The organism is Paenibacillus hamazuiensis, from assembly GCF_023276405.1.
In the GTDB taxonomy this organism is placed as follows: domain Bacteria; phylum Bacillota; class Bacilli; order Paenibacillales; family NBRC-103111; genus Paenibacillus_AF; species Paenibacillus_AF hamazuiensis.
In genome coordinates this window covers 2,721,092-2,740,393 of the sequence record NZ_JALRMO010000001.1, presented here as the reverse complement: position 1 = coordinate 2,740,393, position 19,302 = coordinate 2,721,092, and the positions used below count along the sequence as shown (strand labels likewise).

Below are 19,302 nucleotides of genomic sequence, written 5' to 3'. Positions count from 1 at the left end.
CTACCAACACCCTCCCAGACCGAAATTTGATGGGTGTGCTCGTGGCGACAAAGATTTGTTCTCAGGGTGTGGTAAGTCAGTTTAGGGGGCGAGGTCGTACACTCAAAATCCCGGCGACTTACCTGCACTGTGTAGTAAAAAGAATTCACGGTTTAAACAGAGTTTAAACCGTGAACCGCTCGAACATTTTCATATCTTATTGTGACGCTCTGTCATCTTGTTTAGGGGGGAGGATCGCGAGCACCTGGGGTCCCCCCGGCGGGGGGATTTAGGGGGGCGAAGTTACCAGTTAACTTTTCAGAGAATCGTATAATTTTTCCTCTCCGCCGCTTAAAGGGATATGCCGCGTCCAGCAAGAACTAAATAGAGACAACAAGATGGAGGTGCTTCCCGATGTACCATGTGTTGGTGGCCGAAGACGAGCACTGGATCCGCAGCGGAATCGTCGAGATGATAGACCGGATCGGCGGAGGGTTTAAGGTGGTGGGTGAAGCGGAGAATGGGACCGAAGCCTGGAATTTGATTCAGGAGCTGAATCCAACCGTGCTGATAACCGATATCATGATGCCGCAAATGGACGGTTTGTCGTTAATCAAGCAGATCGACGAGATGAAGTTTCCGATCGTCAGCATCATCATCAGCGGATACGACAATTTTGCCTACGCGCAGCAAGGAATCCGTTACGGCGTATCCGAATATTTGCTGAAGCCGGTTCGGCAGGAGATGCTGCAGGAGGCGCTGGAGAAATCGATTTACCGGCTCGAAATGCTCCATCCGGTACACGAGCAGCTCATGCAAATTCAAGCTTTTATCGATCGAATCCAGTCGATGGACGCGCTGCAGCTGAATGCGGAACAGCTTCAGCTGACCCAATCGATTTTGAAAAACCGGCAGAGCCACCCGAGTTTCAGACTGGGGCTTTTGCGCATTTTGGCCGGAAAAATAAGCGATTTGCTGGAATTTTTTGATCCCGAATATGTAAAAATCCCGGTGGACGGCGGAAGCGAAGAGTCGCTCAAGCGGCATATTCAGCAGCTGACCGAGCTTTGGTGCAAGATCAGCCAAACCCAGCATAACAAGCGATCGTTCCGGCTTGTGATCAAGCAGGCGTGCGATTACGCCGAGAAATTTTACATGCAGGAAATCAGCCTGTCGCAAATTTCCGAGCATGTCGGGCTCAGCGTCTCCCATTTCAGCGCACTGTTCAAGCAGCAAACGGGAGACTCGTTTGTCAACTATATGAACCGGATACGGATTGACAAAGCCAAGCAGCTGCTGCTCGAGCCGGATCTCAAAATATACCAGGTCGCCGACATGGTCGGCTTCTCGTCGATACCGTATTTTACGCGTGTGTTTAAAAATATGACCGGATTGTCGCCGAACGAATTCCGAAAAGGTATGGGCATATGAAGCGGCTATGGATGCGGTTTCCGATCAAAATGAGCATGGTCGTTTTATTTATGGGACTCAGCCTGGTCTCCATCAGCCTGATGGGCTTGTTCTCGCATATCAATTACAGCAACGCCGTGAAACAGGATTTTCATACGGTGACCGACGAAGCGACGAAAAGGCTGAATCACCATATCGAATTTTACTTTGAGCAGCTGTCCAAATCGACCAAGCTGCTGGCGAACGCGGATCTGATTCAAGCCTGGTTTGACGGCAGCCGAAAGCTGACAGCGTTTGACACGGATGAGATCGAAGCGCAGCTGCGGCGAAATGTCGCTCTAAATAATACCGAAGTCGCCGGCATATTTTTAAAATCGTTCGATAACCGGATTTTGGCGATGCGCAGCTACTATTCGTCGGAGCCCGATTTTACCGGGGAGCCGTGGTATAACGTCCCGTTTTCCGAGCAGAAGGTGCTGCTGCCCACCCATACGATCACGTACCCGCAGCAAACCGGGATGGCGGTCGTTTCCATGATCACCCCGGTGTACAGCCAAACGACGCTGGCCCCGATCGGTTCGATCATCATCGACTTGTCGCTCAAAGAAATCGAAGCCACCCTGGAGCGCTCGAAAATCGGCGAGACCGGGCAGTTTATGCTGCTTTCGCAGGACGATACGATCGTATACCACTCCAATAAGGAGTGGCGCGGCCGCAAGTTATCCGAAACGCCGCTTCGCGCCATCGGCATTCCGGGGGAAGGAGATGTCGGGACGCAAACGTACGAAGGCAAAAAGGTGCTGATCTCCACGAGCAGCTCCAAGGTTTCCGGCTGGAAGGTCGTGGCGATCGTTCCGTTTGACGAAATGGCGAGCGGGCTGTACACGGCCCGGAATTCCACGATCATAGCTTTTGTCCTCATTGCCGTCATGGTGATGCTGCTTGTGCCCTTGGTATCCGATCTTTTCGTCAATCCGGTGCTTCATCTGAAACATAACATGGATAAGGTGTTCCAGGGCAACTACGGGACGAGAGCGGAATTTTACCCGAGTCGCAACGAATTTCAAAAGCTGAACTACAGCTTTAACAAAATGGTCGAGCAGCTTGATGAGCAGCTCGGTACGATTTCAAACCTGAAGCTGCAGGAAATTCATGCCCGATTGCGGCAAAAAGAAGCGTACATCCAAGCGCTGCAAAACCAGATCAATCCGCACCTGCTGTACAACTCGCTGGATGTGATCAAAAGCATAGGGTATATCCACAATGACGAACTTGTCGTCAGCATGGCCGGCAACCTGGCCGACGTATACCGCTACACGGCGAAAATTTCCGACAATGAGGTCACGTTGAAAGAAGAACTGAGCATTTTGGAGAAATATTTGGAGATTACACATATCCGTTTTCCTAAGAAGTTCCAAAGCCGCATCACCGTGAACCCGAAGTTTCATGATTGCCTGCTTGTCAAGTTGACGATCCAGCCGATCGTGGAAAATGCCGTGAAATACGCGGTAGAGCCGAGAGGCGGAAATGCGGCGATTATCGTCAGCGCATACAGCGACGAAGACGACTTGATTATCGAAATCGCCGATAACGGCGAGGGGATGGTGGAGGAGAAGCAGCTGGAAATCATCGAACGGCTGAACCGGATCGTGCTCGGCACCGGCGAACACGATTCCATTCGCTCGGAGTCGCTCGGCCTCGCCAACGTGCATACCCGCTTGCTTTTAAAATATGGAGAACGGTACGGGCTTCATCTGTCGACTTTTCAAGGCCGGGGCACGGTGGTTTCCATACGCATCCCTATGAGATTCGGCTGCGCCTAGCAGATTTGCGGTTAAGAAATCAGAGAATCGTGTAACGCGATAATGACACAAATCCCCTATGATATGTAATGAAGCTGAAACTGTTAAAACCGGAGAGGGGAATACAATGAAAAAGAAGATGACGGTATTGTGCGCTGTTATTATCTCGATCGGCAGTGTGATCGGCTGCTCCAAGCAGGACGCGGGGGCTCCCGCTGCGCAAAAGGCCGGCGGGCAAACTGCAGCCGCAAACGATCTGGGCGAAAAATTGACGATCACCTGGATGGCGCGCTCTTTTCAAGGCGGGGGCTGGCCGGACGATCATCCGATGATTAAGGAAATAAACAAAAAGTTCAACGTGGATTTGAAAATTCAATGGGTGCCGGCGGCGAATTATAAAGAGAAACTTAACGTGCTCGCTGCGTCGAACGAATTCCCGGATATGTTCCTGGTGCTCAATCCGGAGTTCAATAAATGGAAGAAGCAGGGGTTATTCCTGGATCTGCAGCCCTTGCTGAAAGATTATCCGAACCTCGCAAAAATTCCCGCGGATGCGCTAAACAGGCTGAATCCGAAAGGAAAAGTGCTCGGACTTCCGTATTATATAACGGAAACGAGAGATTCGCTGTCGGTACGCGAAGATTGGCTAAAAAAGCTGGGCCTCTCCGCGCCGAAGACGCTGGACGAATTTTACGAGGTCGCCAAGGCGTTTGCGACGAAAGATCCGGACGGTAACGGCAAGCAGGACACGACCGGATTTACGTTCTATATCGATACGACTCAAAATACGCCCAAAGACGTTGAATTTATTATGGCCGGTTTCGGTCTCGCGAATCAATGGAAAGATGTGAACGGAAAGCTGGTGCCTTACCAGACGCAGGTGGAAGAGTGGAAAAATTTCCTGACGTTTATGAACAAGGCATATAACGAAGGCGTGTTGGACAAGGATTTTGCCGTGAACAAGATCAGATCCACGGTCGAAAAATTCGAAGGGAACAAGGTGGGCTTCGCTTATTTGAATCCGAATGAGTGGGGTACGCATGTGACCAACGTGACCAAGCTCGATCCGAACGCAGCGCCTGTCGCGTTTGAACCCCCGGCAGGTCCGACCGGCCTTAGAGGAACCAGCAACATCGATATGCTCGACAAAAACGTCATCAACGCGAAGATCGATCCGAAAAAGCAGAAACGCATCCTGATGATTATGGATTATTTCCTTTCCCCGGAAGGCTCGGATTTCATCAAACACGGGATCGAAGGGGTGCATTACAAGAAAGTTTCCAACGACAAATACGAGAAGCTGGAAGCTGCGGACAAAGACCGTCAGGACTTGCTCAACAACTGGGTATTCCGTCCTTTTGATCCGAGCATCAAATTTTACAAATGGGAAGACCCGTCCCAGCACCAAAGGATTAAGGACATGTTTGCGCAAAACGCGAAATACAAGTGGGTCAATGCGGCGGCCGGGCTCGATTCCGATACGATGAACCGGGTCGGAGCGAATTTGAATATCAAATTTATGGAAATGGTATCCAAGATCATCATGGGACGCGAGCCGGTATCGGCCATTGAGAAAGCTTCGCAAGATTGGTTGTCGGGCGGCGGCAATAAGATCATTGAGGAAATGAACAAAGCTTATACGGAATAACCGCGAGTAATCCTCCTCCGGAGCTGCATACAGCTCATTATGCGGCTCTTGAGGAGGATTTTCCGGAAAATCGGAAGAGGAGCTGAGAAAATATGAGGATATTGTTTCTCGATTTGGATTCGACAAGCCCGGACCACTTGGGATGTTACGGTTACCATCGAAATACGTCGCCGAATATTGACAAGATCGCCGCGGAGGGCGTCCGGTTCACGAATTATTATACGTCCGACGCTCCGTGCGCTCCGTCCCGGACGGCACTGATGAGCGGCAAGTTCGGCATTATCAATGGCTTGGTCGGTCACGGAGGGACGGCCGGCGATATGAAGCTGGAAGGGAAAGACCGCGAGCTGATGGGCAAGCTGACGCGAGGAGGATCGCTTCCGTCATACCTGGGGTTGGCAGCGGATTTGAACACGGTATTGATCAGCCCGTTTGCGCAAAGACATTCGACCTTCCACTTTTACGCGGGCTTTAACGAGATCATGAACACGGGCAGATACGGCAACGAATCCGCCGAGCATGTGACGCCGGTCGCGTTGGACTGGATCGAGCGCAATGCAGCGCGGGATGATTGGTTCCTGTACATCAATTACTGGGATCCGCATACGCCTTACCGGGCCCCGATGGAGTTCGGCAATCCGTTCGAGAACGACCCGCTACCGGAATGGATAACCGAGGAAGTGCTGGAAAGGCACAAGCAGGCGGTCGGCTCGCATTGCGTTCATGAGCTGAATATCGATCATAGGAACAGAAGATACAACAACGACACGTCTCCGAACTTCCCGCGGCACCCGGGGGAAATTCAGAATATGGACGATATGAGGAAGATGATCGACGGATACGATTGCGGCATCCGCTACATGGACGAACATCTGGGCCGGCTGTTTGCGGCATTGGAAGAGCAAGGGGTGATGGACGAGCTGATCATTATCATTTCCGCCGACCATGGCGAAAATATGGGGCAGCTCGGCATCTACGGCGAACACGCCACCGCCGACCAGGGCACCTGCCGCATCCCGATGATTATCCGCTGGCCGGGCATGAAGAAGGGCATAGTTGACGATGGCTTGCATTATCATCTCGATCTGCTGCCGACTTTGGCGGAGATGCTGGACACCCCGCCCGTGCCGGACTGGAACGGTGCGAGCTACGCTCCGGTGCTGAAGGATGGCGTGGACTCCGGGCGCGACTACTTGGTCGTATCGCAATGTGCGCACGTCGCCCAACGCAGCGTCCGTTTCCGCGACTGGATCTATATTCGCACTTATCATGACGGGTTTCATCTGTTCGATGAGGAAATGCTGTTTAATCTGACTGAAGATCCCAAAGAACAGTTCAATGTCGCTGCGCAGCGAAAAGATATTTGCCACGAAGCGGTGTATTACTTGAATCGTTGGCATGACGAAATGATGCGCAGAAACGTCGACGCGGTCGATCCGCTGTGGACGGTCATCAAAGAAGGCGGACCTTTTCATGCGAAAGGTTATTTGCCGGGCTACGTTCAGCGGCTGGAGGAAACGGGCCGCGGCCATCTCGCGCAGGAGCTGATCCGCAGGCATCCCGAAGAGTTCCCGAAAGCGCCGAACCCCGTGCTGGGGCAATTGCAGGCCAAGATAAGCGCCAGAATGGCCGGAAAATAAGGGGGGACGAGGGTCCGTCCGACGGACAACACCCAAGTCAAGCCAAAACTTAGGGAGGGACTGAACGGGCATGAAGCAGACAGCAGGCAGACCTAACATCCTGTGGATTTCGCTTGAGGATACGAGCCCGCGGTTCGGCTGCTACGGCGATCCGTTGGCGCGCACGCCCAACATCGACAAGCTGGCCGGGCAGGGGACGATTTACCGCAATGCGTTTGCCGTGGCCGGGGTATGCTCTCCGAGCCGCTCGGCTGTCATTACAAGTATGTACCCGACCGCCATCGGAGCGCACCATATGCGTACGGAGCATGTCAACAAGCATACTCCGGAGCTGCCGACGCCGTATTTCGCGGTTCCGCCCGCCCACGTGAAAACGTTCACGGAATATTTGCGCGCCGACGGGTACTTCTGTACGAACAACTGGAAAACCGACTATCAGTTTGCTTCTCCGTTAACCGCGTGGGATGAGGACGGGCGGGAAGCGCATTGGCGCCACCGGGGGCCGGGGCAGCCGTTCTTCGCCGTATTCAACCATATGCTGACGCACGAAAGCGGCATGTGGGGCGATATGATCCGCAAAGCCTACTACCCGGATCAAGCGGAGGACAGGCCGCTTATCACCGATCCGGACAAGGTGCGGCTTGCCCCTTATTTGCCGGATACGCCGAAATCCCGCGAGTCGCTGGCCAGGTATTATGATCTGATTGCGGAGGCCGATGAGTTTGTCGGCCGCTTGCTGCGGCAGCTGGAAGAGGACGGACTCGCGGACAATACGATCGTGTTCTTGTGGAGCGATCATGGAGAAGGACTGCCGCGCGCCAAACGATGGCCTTACGATGCAGGCATCCGCGTGCCGCTGATCGTCCGCTGGCCCGGCGTGCTGGAACCGGGGCAGGTGAGCGATCGGCTCGTGAGCCTGATCGATCTCGGGCCGACGGTGCTGTCGCTCGCGGGGGCAACCGTCCCGTACCATCTGCAAGGGCAGCCGTTTCTGGGCGACCATGCAAAACCGCGGGAATACGTTTTCGCCACCCGCGACCGGTACGACGAGTCCTACGACATGGTTCGTGCCGTCCGCGACAAGCGGTACAAATACATTCGTAATTATTATCCGGAGAAGCCGTGTCTGCAATGGATCAAATTCAGCCATCAGCATCCGATGTTTCAGGAGCTTTGGAGACTTGAGCTCTCCGGTCAGCTGGAAGGGGATCAGCGGCTGCTGATGCAGCAAAGACGGCCCGCCGAGGAATTGTACGACTGCGAGAGCGATCCTTATGAAATCCGCAATTTGGCGGACGATCCGGCCTGCCGGGAGGTGCTGGAGCGGCTTCGCGGCGTATTGGACGATTGGTGCGGCAAATATGACGTGTGGGGCGACGTGCCGGAAGAGCGGATGGTGGCGCAAATGTGGCCCGGAGGCGTTCAGCCGCAAACGGCCGCGCCTATTTTTATACCGATCAAGCGTCCTGCCGGGCATCGAACCTTCAAACGAAGGCGTATACGGCGAGCCGACGGCGGTTATGCTGCATTCGGCAACCCAAGGCGCTTCCATCGCTTACACGATCGAGGAGGGGCCGAACCCGCGATGGAAGCTGTACCCCGGCCCGATTGCGCTGCCTCCGGGGGCGACGGCGATTCGCGCCAAGGCGGTCCGCATCGGCTATAAAGACAGCGAGGAAGCGGCTGCTTCTTACGTGGTGGAATTGTGACGGGACGGCGGAGTAGGATCGTAGACGAAGGGAAGACGCGAAGGGAAGACGAGCATCATCGTCTTCCCTTTTTAAATCCGCCTTATTTTCGCAGAAGCCGCATTTCACCCATTAACCGCTGCGCCAGCCCAGGATGTTCTTCGATGATATTGACCAGCTCATGGGAGTCTTCCTGCAGATCGTATAGTTCGTTTATGTCGTTGTGATTTTCGATAAACTTGTATCTGCCGTCGAAGATCATGCGCGTATTGTTCAGCTCGCTGAATTGAAAAGCTTTGTGCGGCTCCGTCCCCCGTTTCAATTGCGGAACGAGCGACCGGGCGTCCAATCGGCTTTGAGAGTATTCAATGCCGGCTAATTCCAAAATAGTCGGATGCAGGTCCATTAATTCCGCAAGCGAATCGCTTGTTCCGGCGCGAGCCTCCCGCGGATCGGCAATGATAAGCGGGATGCGCAGAGCACCTTCGTACATCGTGCTTTTTTGAAACAACCCGTGATCCCCCATCATCTCCCCATGATCCGCGCAAAAGATGACCACCGTATTGTCGGACAGTCCCTTCCGTTCCAAGTTGTCGAGAATTTGCCCCACCCAGTCGTCGATCAGCTTGATAGCTGCGCCGTAGTGCCGTTTCACGTTGTTAAGATCATCGGCGGACATGCCGGCCGAATGTTTTTTCGATTTTTTCCTGATCCACTCCGGCTTTTTATCGAGATCATCGCCGATTGAAGCAGGGAACGTTTTGTTTGCAAAGGCATCGACATATTCGGCCGGGGCGTCCCACGGATCGTGCGGCCCGACGAAGCTGACGAACAAGTGCCATGGGGATTCAGCGGGAACACGCTCCAGAAACTCGCATGATTTGCGCCCTATATAGCTGTCATGAAAATGTTCCGCCGGAAGCGGCGACGGCCAAGCGTTCCAAAACTTCCAGTCCGCAAAACGCCGGCGGTAATCTTCGGTAAATGCGGTGAGCAGCCCGCGATCGCGCAAATAACGTTGATATGGCCCGGCGATATGGCTGTCATCGCCCGGGTCAAGATCAAAACTCATCAGGCGATTGCGGCGAAACGCCGCGTTCATCTTGCCTTCGGTTTCATGAGGATCCGTAAAGCCGAGATGATACATGAAGGGGAGATCCCCGTCCATTCCGTAAAAATGATCTCCTTTATGCAGATCGCTTTTCCCGACGATCGCTACGCGATAACCCGCCCGCCTTAGCGCTTGGTAGTAGGTCGCCCGCTCCGAAGGGTAATTCACGAAATTTTCCAGGTTTCCTACTCGATGCGGGTACACGCCTGCCGCGAGCGAACAGCGGCTCGGTCCGCAAACGGGGCTGTTGCAGGCGGCTCTGGGGAATCGAATGCCTCTGGCGGCGATCCGGTCGATGTACGGGGTATCCACAAAATCGGTGCCTGCGCAGCTCATCCAATCGAAACGGAATTGATCGACCATGATGAGTAAAATGTTAGGCTGGCTCATTGGGAGATCTCCTTTCGTTTTAAAGGTATCATCTCGAATATACAGCGAAGGAATCCGATGATCGATTGCGGATTGTCCGATTTCTTAACGTATTTTCCGCGATGCCGCACAAGGCCGATCATAAGAAAAAATGCAAAAAAATCGGAAAATCCGTTAACGACGCCTCCATGGTTTACGCCGTATAGTAAATGTATCTTCAAGACAAGGAGGGGGCTTTCTATTGAAGAGACCGCATATCGTTTTATTCAATCCCGATCAATGGAGGGGCGACGTCCTGGGACACATGGGCAATCACGCCGCTGTAACGCCTAATCTGGATCGTTTTGTCGCAAGCGACGCCGTTTCCTTCCGCAGCGCCTTCTGCCAAAACCCGGTTTGCACGCCGAGCCGATGCTCGTTTATGTCCGGTTGGTATCCGCATGTAAGAGGGCACCGCACGATGTACCATATGATGCAGCCGAACGAGCCGGTGCTGCTGAAAACACTCAAGGACGCCGGATATTTCGTTTGGTGGGGGGGCAAAAACGACCTCGTTCCGGCCAAAAACGGCTTCGATGCGTATTGCGATATCAAATACGTGCCCGAACGTAAACCAAAACCTCCGTTCGGCGGCGATTTGCGAAGAGGGGAGCCCGGCAGCGATACGTATTATTCTTTCTATGTCGGGAAGATTGAAACGGATCAAGACGAGTCATTTTATTACGATTCGGACTGGGCCAATATTTTAGGAGCTGTCGATTTCATTAAAAATGCCCCTGAAGACCGGCCGTTGTGCATCTACCTGCCGATCCTGTACCCTCATCCTCCATATGCGGTGGAAGAGTCGTGGTACAATAAAATCGACAAGTCTCTTCTGCCGAAACGAATCGCGGCGGACCGGCTCCAAGGCGACAAGCCGTCCATGCTCTCAGGGCTTCGGGAGAGATACAATATGCAAAGCTGGACGGAGGACCGATGGACGGAGCTTCGCGCCACGTATTACGGGATGTGCGCTAGGGTGGATCACCAGTTCGGATTGGTCATGGATGCGCTTAAAGAAGCGGGCATATATGACGATACGGCGGTATTTTTCTTCTCGGATCACGGCGATTTCACCGGCGATTACGGGCTCGTCGAAAAAACGCAAAACACGTTCGAGGATTGCTTGACCCGCGTGCCGTTTATTGTGAAGCCGCCGTCGTACGCCCCGGTCAAGCCGAGAGTCAGCGAAGCGCTGGTAGAACTGGTCGACCTGGCGGCGACTGTGCACGATTATGCGGGCATTGCGCCGGATTACACGCTGTTCGGAAAGACACTTGCTTCGGTTATTGCCGGTGAAACCGACGAACACCGGGATGCCGTATTTTGCGAGGGCGGCCGGCTGCATGGCGAATTTCACTGCAACGAATCGGCCCCGGCCAACGCCGACCCATCGATGCTGTATTGGCCAAGAGGCGAGATGCAGCGCAGCGAAGGGCCGGAGCATACGAAAGCGACGATGGTGCGCACGAAACAATACAAGTACGTACGCAGATTTTATGAAGCCGATGAACTATATGATCTGGAGCACGATCCCGGAGAAACCGAAAACAAAATAAACGATCGTACATTGGCGCCTGTTTTGCTTGGTTTGAAAGAAAGAATGCTCGATTTCTATCAAATGACCTGCGACGTTGTGCCACACCAAAGAGATGCCAGAGAAAAGTAAAGCGGGAAACGTATAAAGGGAGGTCCAATAGACCATGAAAAAACTGACAGCGCTTTCGTTAAGCGGAGTGCTGCTGACAACGGCAGCCATTGCGGGATGTGCCGGGGGTTCGGCGGTCAATAAAAACGAATCGGGCAAGAGCAAAGCCGGAGCGGACGATCTCGGCGAAAAAATAACGATTAACCTGATGACGCGCAGCTACGCCGGGGGAGGCTGGCCTCCCAATCATCCCGTCATCGACGAATTGAATAAACGGCTGAATATCGACCTGAAGATCGAATGGGTTCCTGCGGCCAACTATCCGGAGAAGCTGAATGTGATGGCGGCGTCCAACAACTTTCCGGACGTCTATTACATAACGAACACGGAGTATGTGAAATGGCAAAGCAAAAACATTTTTATGGATGTGAAACCCGAGCTCAGCAAATATCCGAACATTGTCAAATATATTCCGGAAGAATCGCTGAAACATTTTAATCCGAAGGACAAATATTACGGCATTCCTTTTTACTATCAGGAGGCGAGGGATTCGCTCGCCATCCGCAAGGACTGGCTGGATAAGCTGGGACTCAAGGTGCCGGAGACAATGGATGATTTTTATAACGTCGCCAAGGCGTTTGCAACAAGCGATCCGGATGGAAACGGCAAGCAGAATACGGTCGGATTTTCTATGGAAATAAGCCCTGCGGGGACGTTCGGCTTTGGCGGCCCCGCCAATTTCTTAACCTCCAGCTTCGGATTGGCTAACAATTGGAAACTGGATGGAGGCAAGCTGATTCCGATGCAAACCCAAAGCAAGGAGCTCAAGGATTTTATCGGATTTATGAGGAAGGCCTATGCCGAAGGCGTGCTCGATAAAGATTTCCCGATCCTGAAATCGCGGGATTCGCTGAACAAGCTGGAGGCCGGCAAGTCCGGTATAGCCAACGTGAATCCGCAGCAGCTTTATGTGGAAACGCTGCCCCCCCTCACGAAGCTGGATCCGAAAGCGGAGCTCGTGCAAGTACTGCCTCCGGTAGGCCCGACAGGACTTCGCGGAACCAGGGGTCTGCCGACAGCCGACAAGATCGTCATCAACTCCAAAATCGACGCCAAGAAGCAGCAGCGTATTTTGAAGCTCATGGACTATATGCTCTCCGATGAAGGATACGATCTGGTCAAGCACGGGATCGAAGGCGTCCATTATAAAAAGACGGCGGACGAGAGATACGAGCAGCTCGAAGCTTCGGTGAAAGACAGACAGTTTTTGCTTGTGGGCTGGTTCTTTAAACGCTTTGATCCGATGTTCCTTATTTACAAATGGATGGATCCTAAAGAAACGGCGACCATCAAAGCGTATTTTGACAACAATGCGAAATATGTGACGAAAAACGAAGGGTTTGGCTTTGTTTCCGAAACAGCGATCAAGGTGGGGCCGAACATCGATAAAAAATGGATGGATACGATGGTCAAGGTCATTGTAGGCCAAGAGCCGATGGAGTCGATCGACAAGGCGATTGCCGAGTGGAAAGCGGGCGGAGGAGACGCCATCATCAAGGAAATCAACGAAGAATATCAGAAGTCAAAGTAACGGGTGATTCATGAAGACGGTGAGAACCTGGATGATTCAACCGGTCATTCAGGTTTTTTCCGAATAGAGGAGGTTGGCAGGTTTGAGCATGGCGGTTACCGGTTCCAAAGCGGCGGATATCAAGACCAGGCAGCGTAAATGGGAGGAATGGAAGCGCGGTTTGCCTATTTATTTCATGATTTTGCCCGGGTTATTGTTTTTTATCGTTTTCAAATATGTTCCGATGGGCGGGATTTTGATCGCTTTCCAAAATTATGATCCGTTCGACGGGTTTCTTCAAAGCAGTTGGGTAGGCTTCGATCACTTTCAGAGATTGTTTCAAGATCCGGACTTTTGGAAAATTTTCCGCAATACGCTGATGATCAGCGCATTGAACTTGTTTTTGTTTTTTCCCGTGCCGATCATCGTTTCCCTTCTCTTAAACGAAGTGCGGCTCAAATGGTTTAAGAAAGGGGCGCAAACGCTGCTTTATGTGCCGCATTTTTTAAGCTGGGTCGTGATTGTCAGCATGACCGTTTTGTTATTTTCCGCGCAGGACGGGGGAATTAACAATCTGCTCTCCACCATGGGCTACGAACGGATCGAGCTGATGACGAATCCCGAATACTTCCGCATGGTGTATTTATTTCAGGTGATCTGGAAGGAGGCCGGATGGAGCGCCATCATCTTTCTTGCCGCGCTGGCTTCAGTAGATCCGACTTTATACGAAGCGGCCACGATGGACGGCGCCAGCCGCCTAAGACAAATATGGCACATCAATTTGCCGGCGCTTCGCTCGACGATCATCATCCTGTTTATTTTAAGATTAGGCCATGTCATGGATACGGGCTTCGAGCATATCTTGCTGCTGCAAAACTCGCTCAATATCGACGTTTCGGAAGTGTTTGACACTTACGTATACCGGGTCGGCATTCTGCAGGCGGAATTCAGCTATACGACGGCGGTCGGACTGTTTAAAGCGTTAATCGGACTGGGGCTTGTTTATTTGGCCAATCGGGCATCCCGGAAAATCGGCGAGGAAGGGGTATACTAATCATGAAGAGTATTACCGCCACGAGATCGTTTTCCCTGTTCAATACGCTTGTATACCTCGTCCTTGGTTTGCTGCTGCTTATCGTTTTGCTTCCTTGCTTGTACGTGCTGTTCAGCTCGTTTTCCACCAAAAGCGAAATGCTGTCGCGGGGATTTTACCTTATCCCGAAAGTTTGGACGCTCAATTCATACGGCTATTTGTTCAGCAATCACAATTTCACTGCCTCCTATTGGAACGCGCTGCAAATTACGGTGGGCGGGACGGCGCTCAGCATTTCGGCGACGACCTTGATGGCTTACGGGTTATCGCGAACCTGGCTCAGGGGCAGAAAACCTTTGAATTTTATGGTTCTGTTTACAATGCTTTTTAGCGGAGGCATTATTCCCACGTATTTGCTGACCAGCCAGCTCGGACTGCTCAACAGCTACTGGTCGCTGTTTTTGAATAATGCGATTTTACCGTTCAACCTGATTGTGATGAGAAGCTTTTTTCAAAATACGCCGAAAGAGCTGGAGGAAGCGGCGCGGATTGACGGCTGCGGAGAATGGAACTTGTTTTTCCGGATCATCCTGCCTTTGTCGATGACTTCGGTGGCGACGTTTATTATGTTTTATGCCGTATTTTACTGGAACTCGTATTTCCAGGCGATCTTGTTCATCAGCGATTCGCAAAAAATGCCGCTGCAGGTGTTTTTAAGGCAAATTATACTGGAGTCCGGCAATTCGCTTGAGTCGGTCACGGACGGTTATGAATTCGGTCCGCCGGTAAAAATGGCCGTCGTCGTGATGGCTTCGATCCCGATGCTCGTTATGTATCCGTTTTTTCAAAAATATTTCGATAAAGGCATGCTTGTCGGTTCGGTGAAAGGATGACGAAGGAAGTCGAATAATGACGGGAAGGACGAAGTCGAAGATGTTATAATGAATCTGCGGTGCAAACAATCCCAAGTATAGTCTGGGCTGCAGCACGGCGTCTTCGTTCTAAAATATCGGACCGGACGGTGTTCCTATGTATCAGGTTATGATTGTCGAAGATGAGCATTGGATTCGCAGCGCAGTCGCGAAAATGGTGGAAACGGACGGCATCTATGAAGTCGTTGCCGAGGCCGGCAACGGGGAAGAGGCGCTCGAAACGATCTATCATGTTTGGCCGACAATCGTCATTACGGATATTATGATGCCGGTTCAGGACGGGCTTTGGCTCGTGCGGGAGATTTATGAGAGGAAATTGCCGGTCATCACCGTCATTCTGACGGGCTACAACGAATTTGAATACGCCAGGCAGGCGCTGCGGTACCATGTAAGCGATTTTTTGCTTAAACCTGTGATGGAAGAGGAACTGAGGAAAGCGCTTGCGAATGCGCGGGAGAGAACATCGCAGTTCGGTTCTCTGAGGTTATTTTATTTGGCGATCCAGCAGTTTTTTGACAAAATTGCCGATCTGGACCCCCAGAAGCTGTTTAAAGAGCAGGCGCAGCTTGTTCAGCTCATTGCAGCTGCCGATACGCTTCAGGAAAGCGAGAAAATCGTCTTGTTCAAAACGTTTTCCGGCAAATTCAACGATTTGATCCAGACGGTCGATCCGTCCTTCGAACGTATGCCGGTCGCTTCCACACGGACGGATTATATCCGCACTCATTTTCTGAAGTTGACGGAACACTGGCAGCAAATTTGCAGCAAGGTATTTAACGGTGAAATGCGTCAAATTATTCGCAAGGCTTGCGACTATTTGCAGGCCCATTTTTCCGAAGACTTATCCGTTTCCGATATGACCCAGCGTTTTCATATAAGCGTCTCCCAATTCAGCCTGTTATTTAAAAAATATACCGGTCATTCGTTCGTGAACTATTTGAACGGTTTAAGAATCCGGCATGCGAAGCAATTGCTCATCGAAGGCGAGCTCAAGGTGTACGAGGTGGCCGAAAGCGCAGGATTTAATTCCTTGCCGCATTTTAACCGCGTATTCAAGCAGCTTACAGGCCAGTCGCCCAATGAATACCGAAAGTCGATGAGCATATAATCCTATGAGAAAATTATTAGCGAACATTCATTTCAGGTATTCGATCAAAACGAAACTGACCGTCGCCTTTCTGTTGGTCGGACTGCTGACGATATTAATCATGGGTTTATTATCTTACACCTATTACAGTGCCGGGATTAAACGGGATTTTTACCGCATCTCCCAGGAAGCTACGCTGCGGCTTAATCATCATATCGAATTTTATTTGTACCAACTTGCCAAATCGACTTCATCCGTCGCGAAGGACGACCTCGTTCAGATGTGGCTGCTGCACGGTCATGGTTTTTCCCTGGAACAAAAAGTTGAAGTTCAAAATGTACTGCGAAGATATGTGGCGCTGAATTATCCCGAGATTATCGGAATGTTCCTGTTGACTCCGGATGGGCGCACGCTCGCCATGTCCAATCTGTCGGTCATCAGGGATGACGTATTTAACGAAGAACCTTGGTCTCATAACGGGTTTCAGGAAAAAGTATCGGTAATTTCCACGCATACGGTTAAATATACCTCCGGCGACGTGCGTGTCCTTTCTTTGGAAACGCCGATCTACAGCATTGCCAATATGGATTATTTGGGGAAACTTGTGATCGATTTTCATTTGGAAGAGATTCGGCGCACTTTTGAGAAGGCTGACCTCGCTCCGGAGGGTCGTTTCTTTATCGTCTCCGATCAGGATACCATCGTATATTATCCGGAATACAGCTGGCTTGGGGTTCCCCGCAGCCAAACGAAATTGGGCAAGCTCAATTTGTCGGATAACGAAAGTGCGTCCATTCAGCAGTGGGAAGGAAAAAAAACGCTTGTGGCGGCGACGAAATCGGAAACGACCGGCTGGACCTTCGTTTCGGTCGTGCCATTCGACGAGATGGCGTCGGCCACGAAAAATACGCCTAACGCGATGTTGATCGCATTCGTGATCATTGGCTTATGCATCGTACTCGCCGTTCCGTTTCTGTCCCGAGCTTTCGTCCAGCCGATATTGCATCTTCGCCAGGTCATGAGCAGCGTTGAACGGGGAGATTTGACCGTTCGCGCAACGCAGGTTTCCGGCCATGACGAATTCCAATATTTAAACCGAAGCTTCAATACGATGATCGAACGGATCAACGAGCTGCTGCAAACGGTAAGCAGCCTGAAGCTGAGGGAGGTCAGCCTGCAGCTCAGGGAAAAGGAAGCTCTCGTTAAAGCTTTGCAAAACCAGATCAATCCGCATTTTTTGTACAATTCGCTGGACATTATCAAAAGCATGGCTTATTTGGAGGATATGCCGGAAATCGTCACCATGGCGCGCGGTCTGGCCGACTTTTACAGGTATACCGCACAGGATACGAATGCGTTCGTGAAGCTTGAAGAGGAATTAAATCAACTCAAGCATTACTTGTCGATTGTTCATATCCGTTTTCCGGGAGCTTTTCGCAGCCAGTTCAGCGTGAATGACAAATTTATGCAATGCCGGATCCCCAAGCTCATTATTCAGCCTATTGTGGAAAATGCGGTAAAATATGCGATCGAACCGAAAGCGGGCAAAGGCAGCATTATTGTCAATGCTTTTGACAGCGGACCTTATCTGGTCATCGAGGTTGCGGATAACGGGCCGGGAATCCTTCCTGACCGACTGGAGCAGATCCATGCTACGCTGGCTCAGATTACGGAAAACGGCCAGCGCGGATACGGAGCTCATCAATCTCTGGGAATGGCTAACGTTCATGCGCGCATCGTCTTGCAGTATGGAAGAGAGTATGGACTGAGCCTGGATTCGTTCGAAGGACGCGGGACGGTCGTATCGATTCGCCTGCCGCTAAGTAAAGAAACCGAAGGGAGATTGATTTCATGAAAGCGATTATGGTCATGTTTGACACGCTCAACCGGCATATGCTGCCGCCGTACGGCTGCGACTGGACGTATGCGCCGAATTTTGCAAGACTGGCGGAGAAGACGGTCGTTTTCGACAACAGCTATGTGGGCAGCATGCCCTGCATGCCCGCGCGCAGGGAGCTGATGACCGGCCGTTATAACTTTCTGCACCGCAGCTGGGGCCCGCTTGAGCCTTTCGATGATGCGATGCCGGAGCTGCTCGGGCAAAGCGGCGTTTATACGCATTTGGTCACCGATCATCAGCATTATTGGGAAGACGGCGGCGGCACTTATCATACACGCTACAGTACGTTTGAGCTTATTCGCGGGCAGGAGGGAGATCCGTGGATCGGCCAGGTGAAAGATCCCGAGACGCCGGAGTCGATCAACGATTCGAGAATGGGCCGTCTTGTTCGGCAAGATTGGATCAACCGAAAGCGGCTTAAGACGGAGGAGGACTTTCCGCAAGCGCAAACGTTCGCCAGAGGTTTGGAATTTATCAGGAGCAACCACAAGGAGGACCGCTGGTTTCTGCAGCTGGAGACGTTCGATCCTCACGAGCCTTTTCATACTCCGCAGAAATATAAGGACCTGTATCCGCACAATTATGACGGCAAACACTTCGATTGGCCGCCTTATGCGCCGGTTAGTCAGACGCCCGAGGAGGTGGCCCACATGCGCTGCGAATACGCGGCGCTCCTCAGTATGTGCGACGAATATTTGGGCAAGGTGCTCGATCTGATGGATGAGCTCGATTTATGGAAAGATACGCTGCTTATCGTGAATACGGACCACGGGTTCCTGCTCGGGGAGCACGATTGGTGGGCCAAGTGCGTACAGCCTTTTTACAACGAGGTGGCACATACGCCGCTGTTCATTTGGGACCCTCGCTGCGGAAGGATGGGCGAGCGCAGAAGCAGTCTGGTGCAGACGATCGATTTGGCGCCTACGCTGCTGGAGTTTTTCGGGGTCCCTATCCCGAAAGATATGAAGGGCAAACCGCTCAAGGATACGATCGCTTCGGACGTGCCGGTGAGAGAGGCGGCGCTGTTCGGCATTCACGGGGGACATATCAACTGCACGGACGGGCGGTATGTATATATGAGAGCGCCGGTGAACGCGAATAACCGGCCGCTTTACAATTACACGCTGATGCCCACCCATATGAGGAGCCGATTTAGTGCCGCGGAGCTGCAGCATGCCGAGCTCAGCGAGCCGTTCGATTTTACCAAAGGCGTGAAGCCGCTCAAAATCGAAAGCGCCGGCTTTGTCAAGGTTCAGCAACTGGAAACGATGCTGTTTGATTTGCAGGAAGATCCGCAGCAGCTAAATCCGCTTCGCGATTCTGCGGTCGAAGACCGGATGCTGCGGCATATCGCACGTTTAATGCGGGAAAACGATGCACCCGCGGAGCAATATGTCCGCATGGGGATTGAGCCGGCAAGCTAACCGGCGATCTTTTATCAAGGGA

Annotated in this window: 13 protein-coding genes and 1 pseudogene; 13 read left to right on the top strand and 1 reads right to left on the bottom strand. The window is 52.1% G+C overall.

What is annotated here, in order from left to right:
* The first annotated feature begins 393 nt into the window (after positions 1–393).
* The 6 genes and pseudogenes from MYS68_RS12035 to MYS68_RS38825 all read left to right on the top strand — a co-directional run bounded on the left by MYS68_RS12035 (position 394) and on the right by MYS68_RS38825 (position 8,188).
* The gene (locus MYS68_RS12035) at positions 394–1,410 is read left to right on the top strand and encodes a response regulator transcription factor (RefSeq protein WP_248926068.1); all 1,017 of its coding nucleotides are present in this window, start codon (positions 394–396) and stop codon (positions 1,408–1,410) included.
* Positions 1,407–3,212, top strand: coding sequence for a cache domain-containing sensor histidine kinase (locus tag MYS68_RS12030; protein ID WP_248926067.1), 1,806 nt, complete (start codon positions 1,407–1,409; stop codon positions 3,210–3,212). Before MYS68_RS12035 ends, MYS68_RS12030 begins: the two co-directional genes overlap by 4 nt.
* 106 nt (positions 3,213–3,318) lie before the next feature.
* The gene (locus MYS68_RS12025; RefSeq protein ID WP_248926066.1) at positions 3,319–4,839 is read left to right on the top strand and encodes an extracellular solute-binding protein; all 1,521 of its coding nucleotides are present in this window, start codon (positions 3,319–3,321) and stop codon (positions 4,837–4,839) included.
* Positions 4,840–4,931: 92 nt separating this feature from the next.
* Positions 4,932–6,479 carry a sulfatase family protein gene (locus MYS68_RS12020; RefSeq protein WP_248926065.1) on the top strand — a complete coding sequence of 516 codons (1,548 nt, stop codon included), beginning with the start codon at positions 4,932–4,934 and terminating at the stop codon, positions 6,477–6,479.
* A gap of 70 nt (positions 6,480–6,549) precedes the next feature.
* Positions 6,550–7,530 (top strand): annotated as a pseudogene (locus MYS68_RS12015) (sulfatase family protein); the annotation flags it as partial.
* Between the two features lie 223 nt (positions 7,531–7,753).
* Positions 7,754–8,188, top strand: a complete 435-nt coding sequence (locus tag MYS68_RS38825) for a chitobiase/beta-hexosaminidase C-terminal domain-containing protein (protein WP_338043670.1) — start codon at positions 7,754–7,756, stop codon at positions 8,186–8,188.
* Positions 8,189–8,270: 82 nt separating this feature from the next.
* Here the strand turns inward: MYS68_RS38825 and MYS68_RS12005 are convergent, their stop codons facing one another.
* A complete protein-coding gene (locus MYS68_RS12005; RefSeq protein WP_248926063.1) occupies positions 8,271–9,668 on the bottom strand; it encodes a sulfatase family protein in 1,398 nt (465 codons plus the stop codon).
* A gap of 220 nt (positions 9,669–9,888) precedes the next feature.
* Between MYS68_RS12005 and MYS68_RS12000 the strand changes: the two genes are divergently transcribed.
* The 7 genes from MYS68_RS12000 to MYS68_RS11970 all read left to right on the top strand — a co-directional run bounded on the left by MYS68_RS12000 (position 9,889) and on the right by MYS68_RS11970 (position 19,280).
* Positions 9,889–11,355, top strand: a complete 1,467-nt coding sequence (locus MYS68_RS12000; RefSeq protein ID WP_248926062.1) for a sulfatase family protein — start codon at positions 9,889–9,891, stop codon at positions 11,353–11,355.
* 34 nt (positions 11,356–11,389) lie between these two features.
* Entirely contained in the window at positions 11,390–12,925 is a 1,536-nt protein-coding gene (locus tag MYS68_RS11995; RefSeq protein ID WP_248926061.1) for an extracellular solute-binding protein, read from the top strand.
* Positions 12,926–13,013: 88 nt separating this feature from the next.
* On the top strand, positions 13,014–13,958 hold the full coding sequence (locus MYS68_RS11990) for an ABC transporter permease (protein ID WP_248930889.1): 945 nt from the start codon (positions 13,014–13,016) through the stop codon (positions 13,956–13,958).
* 2 nt (positions 13,959–13,960) lie between these two features.
* Positions 13,961–14,830 (top strand): carbohydrate ABC transporter permease, encoded by an 870-nt coding sequence (locus tag MYS68_RS11985; RefSeq protein ID WP_248926060.1) that lies wholly within the window; start codon positions 13,961–13,963, stop codon positions 14,828–14,830.
* Positions 14,831–14,966: 136 nt separating this feature from the next.
* On the top strand, positions 14,967–15,977 hold the full coding sequence (locus MYS68_RS11980; protein ID WP_248926059.1) for a response regulator: 1,011 nt from the start codon (positions 14,967–14,969) through the stop codon (positions 15,975–15,977).
* 4 nt (positions 15,978–15,981) lie between these two features.
* Positions 15,982–17,811 carry a cache domain-containing sensor histidine kinase gene (locus MYS68_RS11975; RefSeq protein WP_248926058.1) on the top strand — a complete coding sequence of 610 codons (1,830 nt, stop codon included), beginning with the start codon at positions 15,982–15,984 and terminating at the stop codon, positions 17,809–17,811.
* Complete coding sequence (locus MYS68_RS11970; RefSeq protein WP_248926057.1) at positions 17,808–19,280, top strand: sulfatase; 1,473 nt, start codon at positions 17,808–17,810, stop codon at positions 19,278–19,280. The genes MYS68_RS11975 and MYS68_RS11970 overlap by 4 nt, the downstream gene beginning before the upstream one ends.
* Positions 19,281–19,302 lie beyond the last annotated feature (22 nt).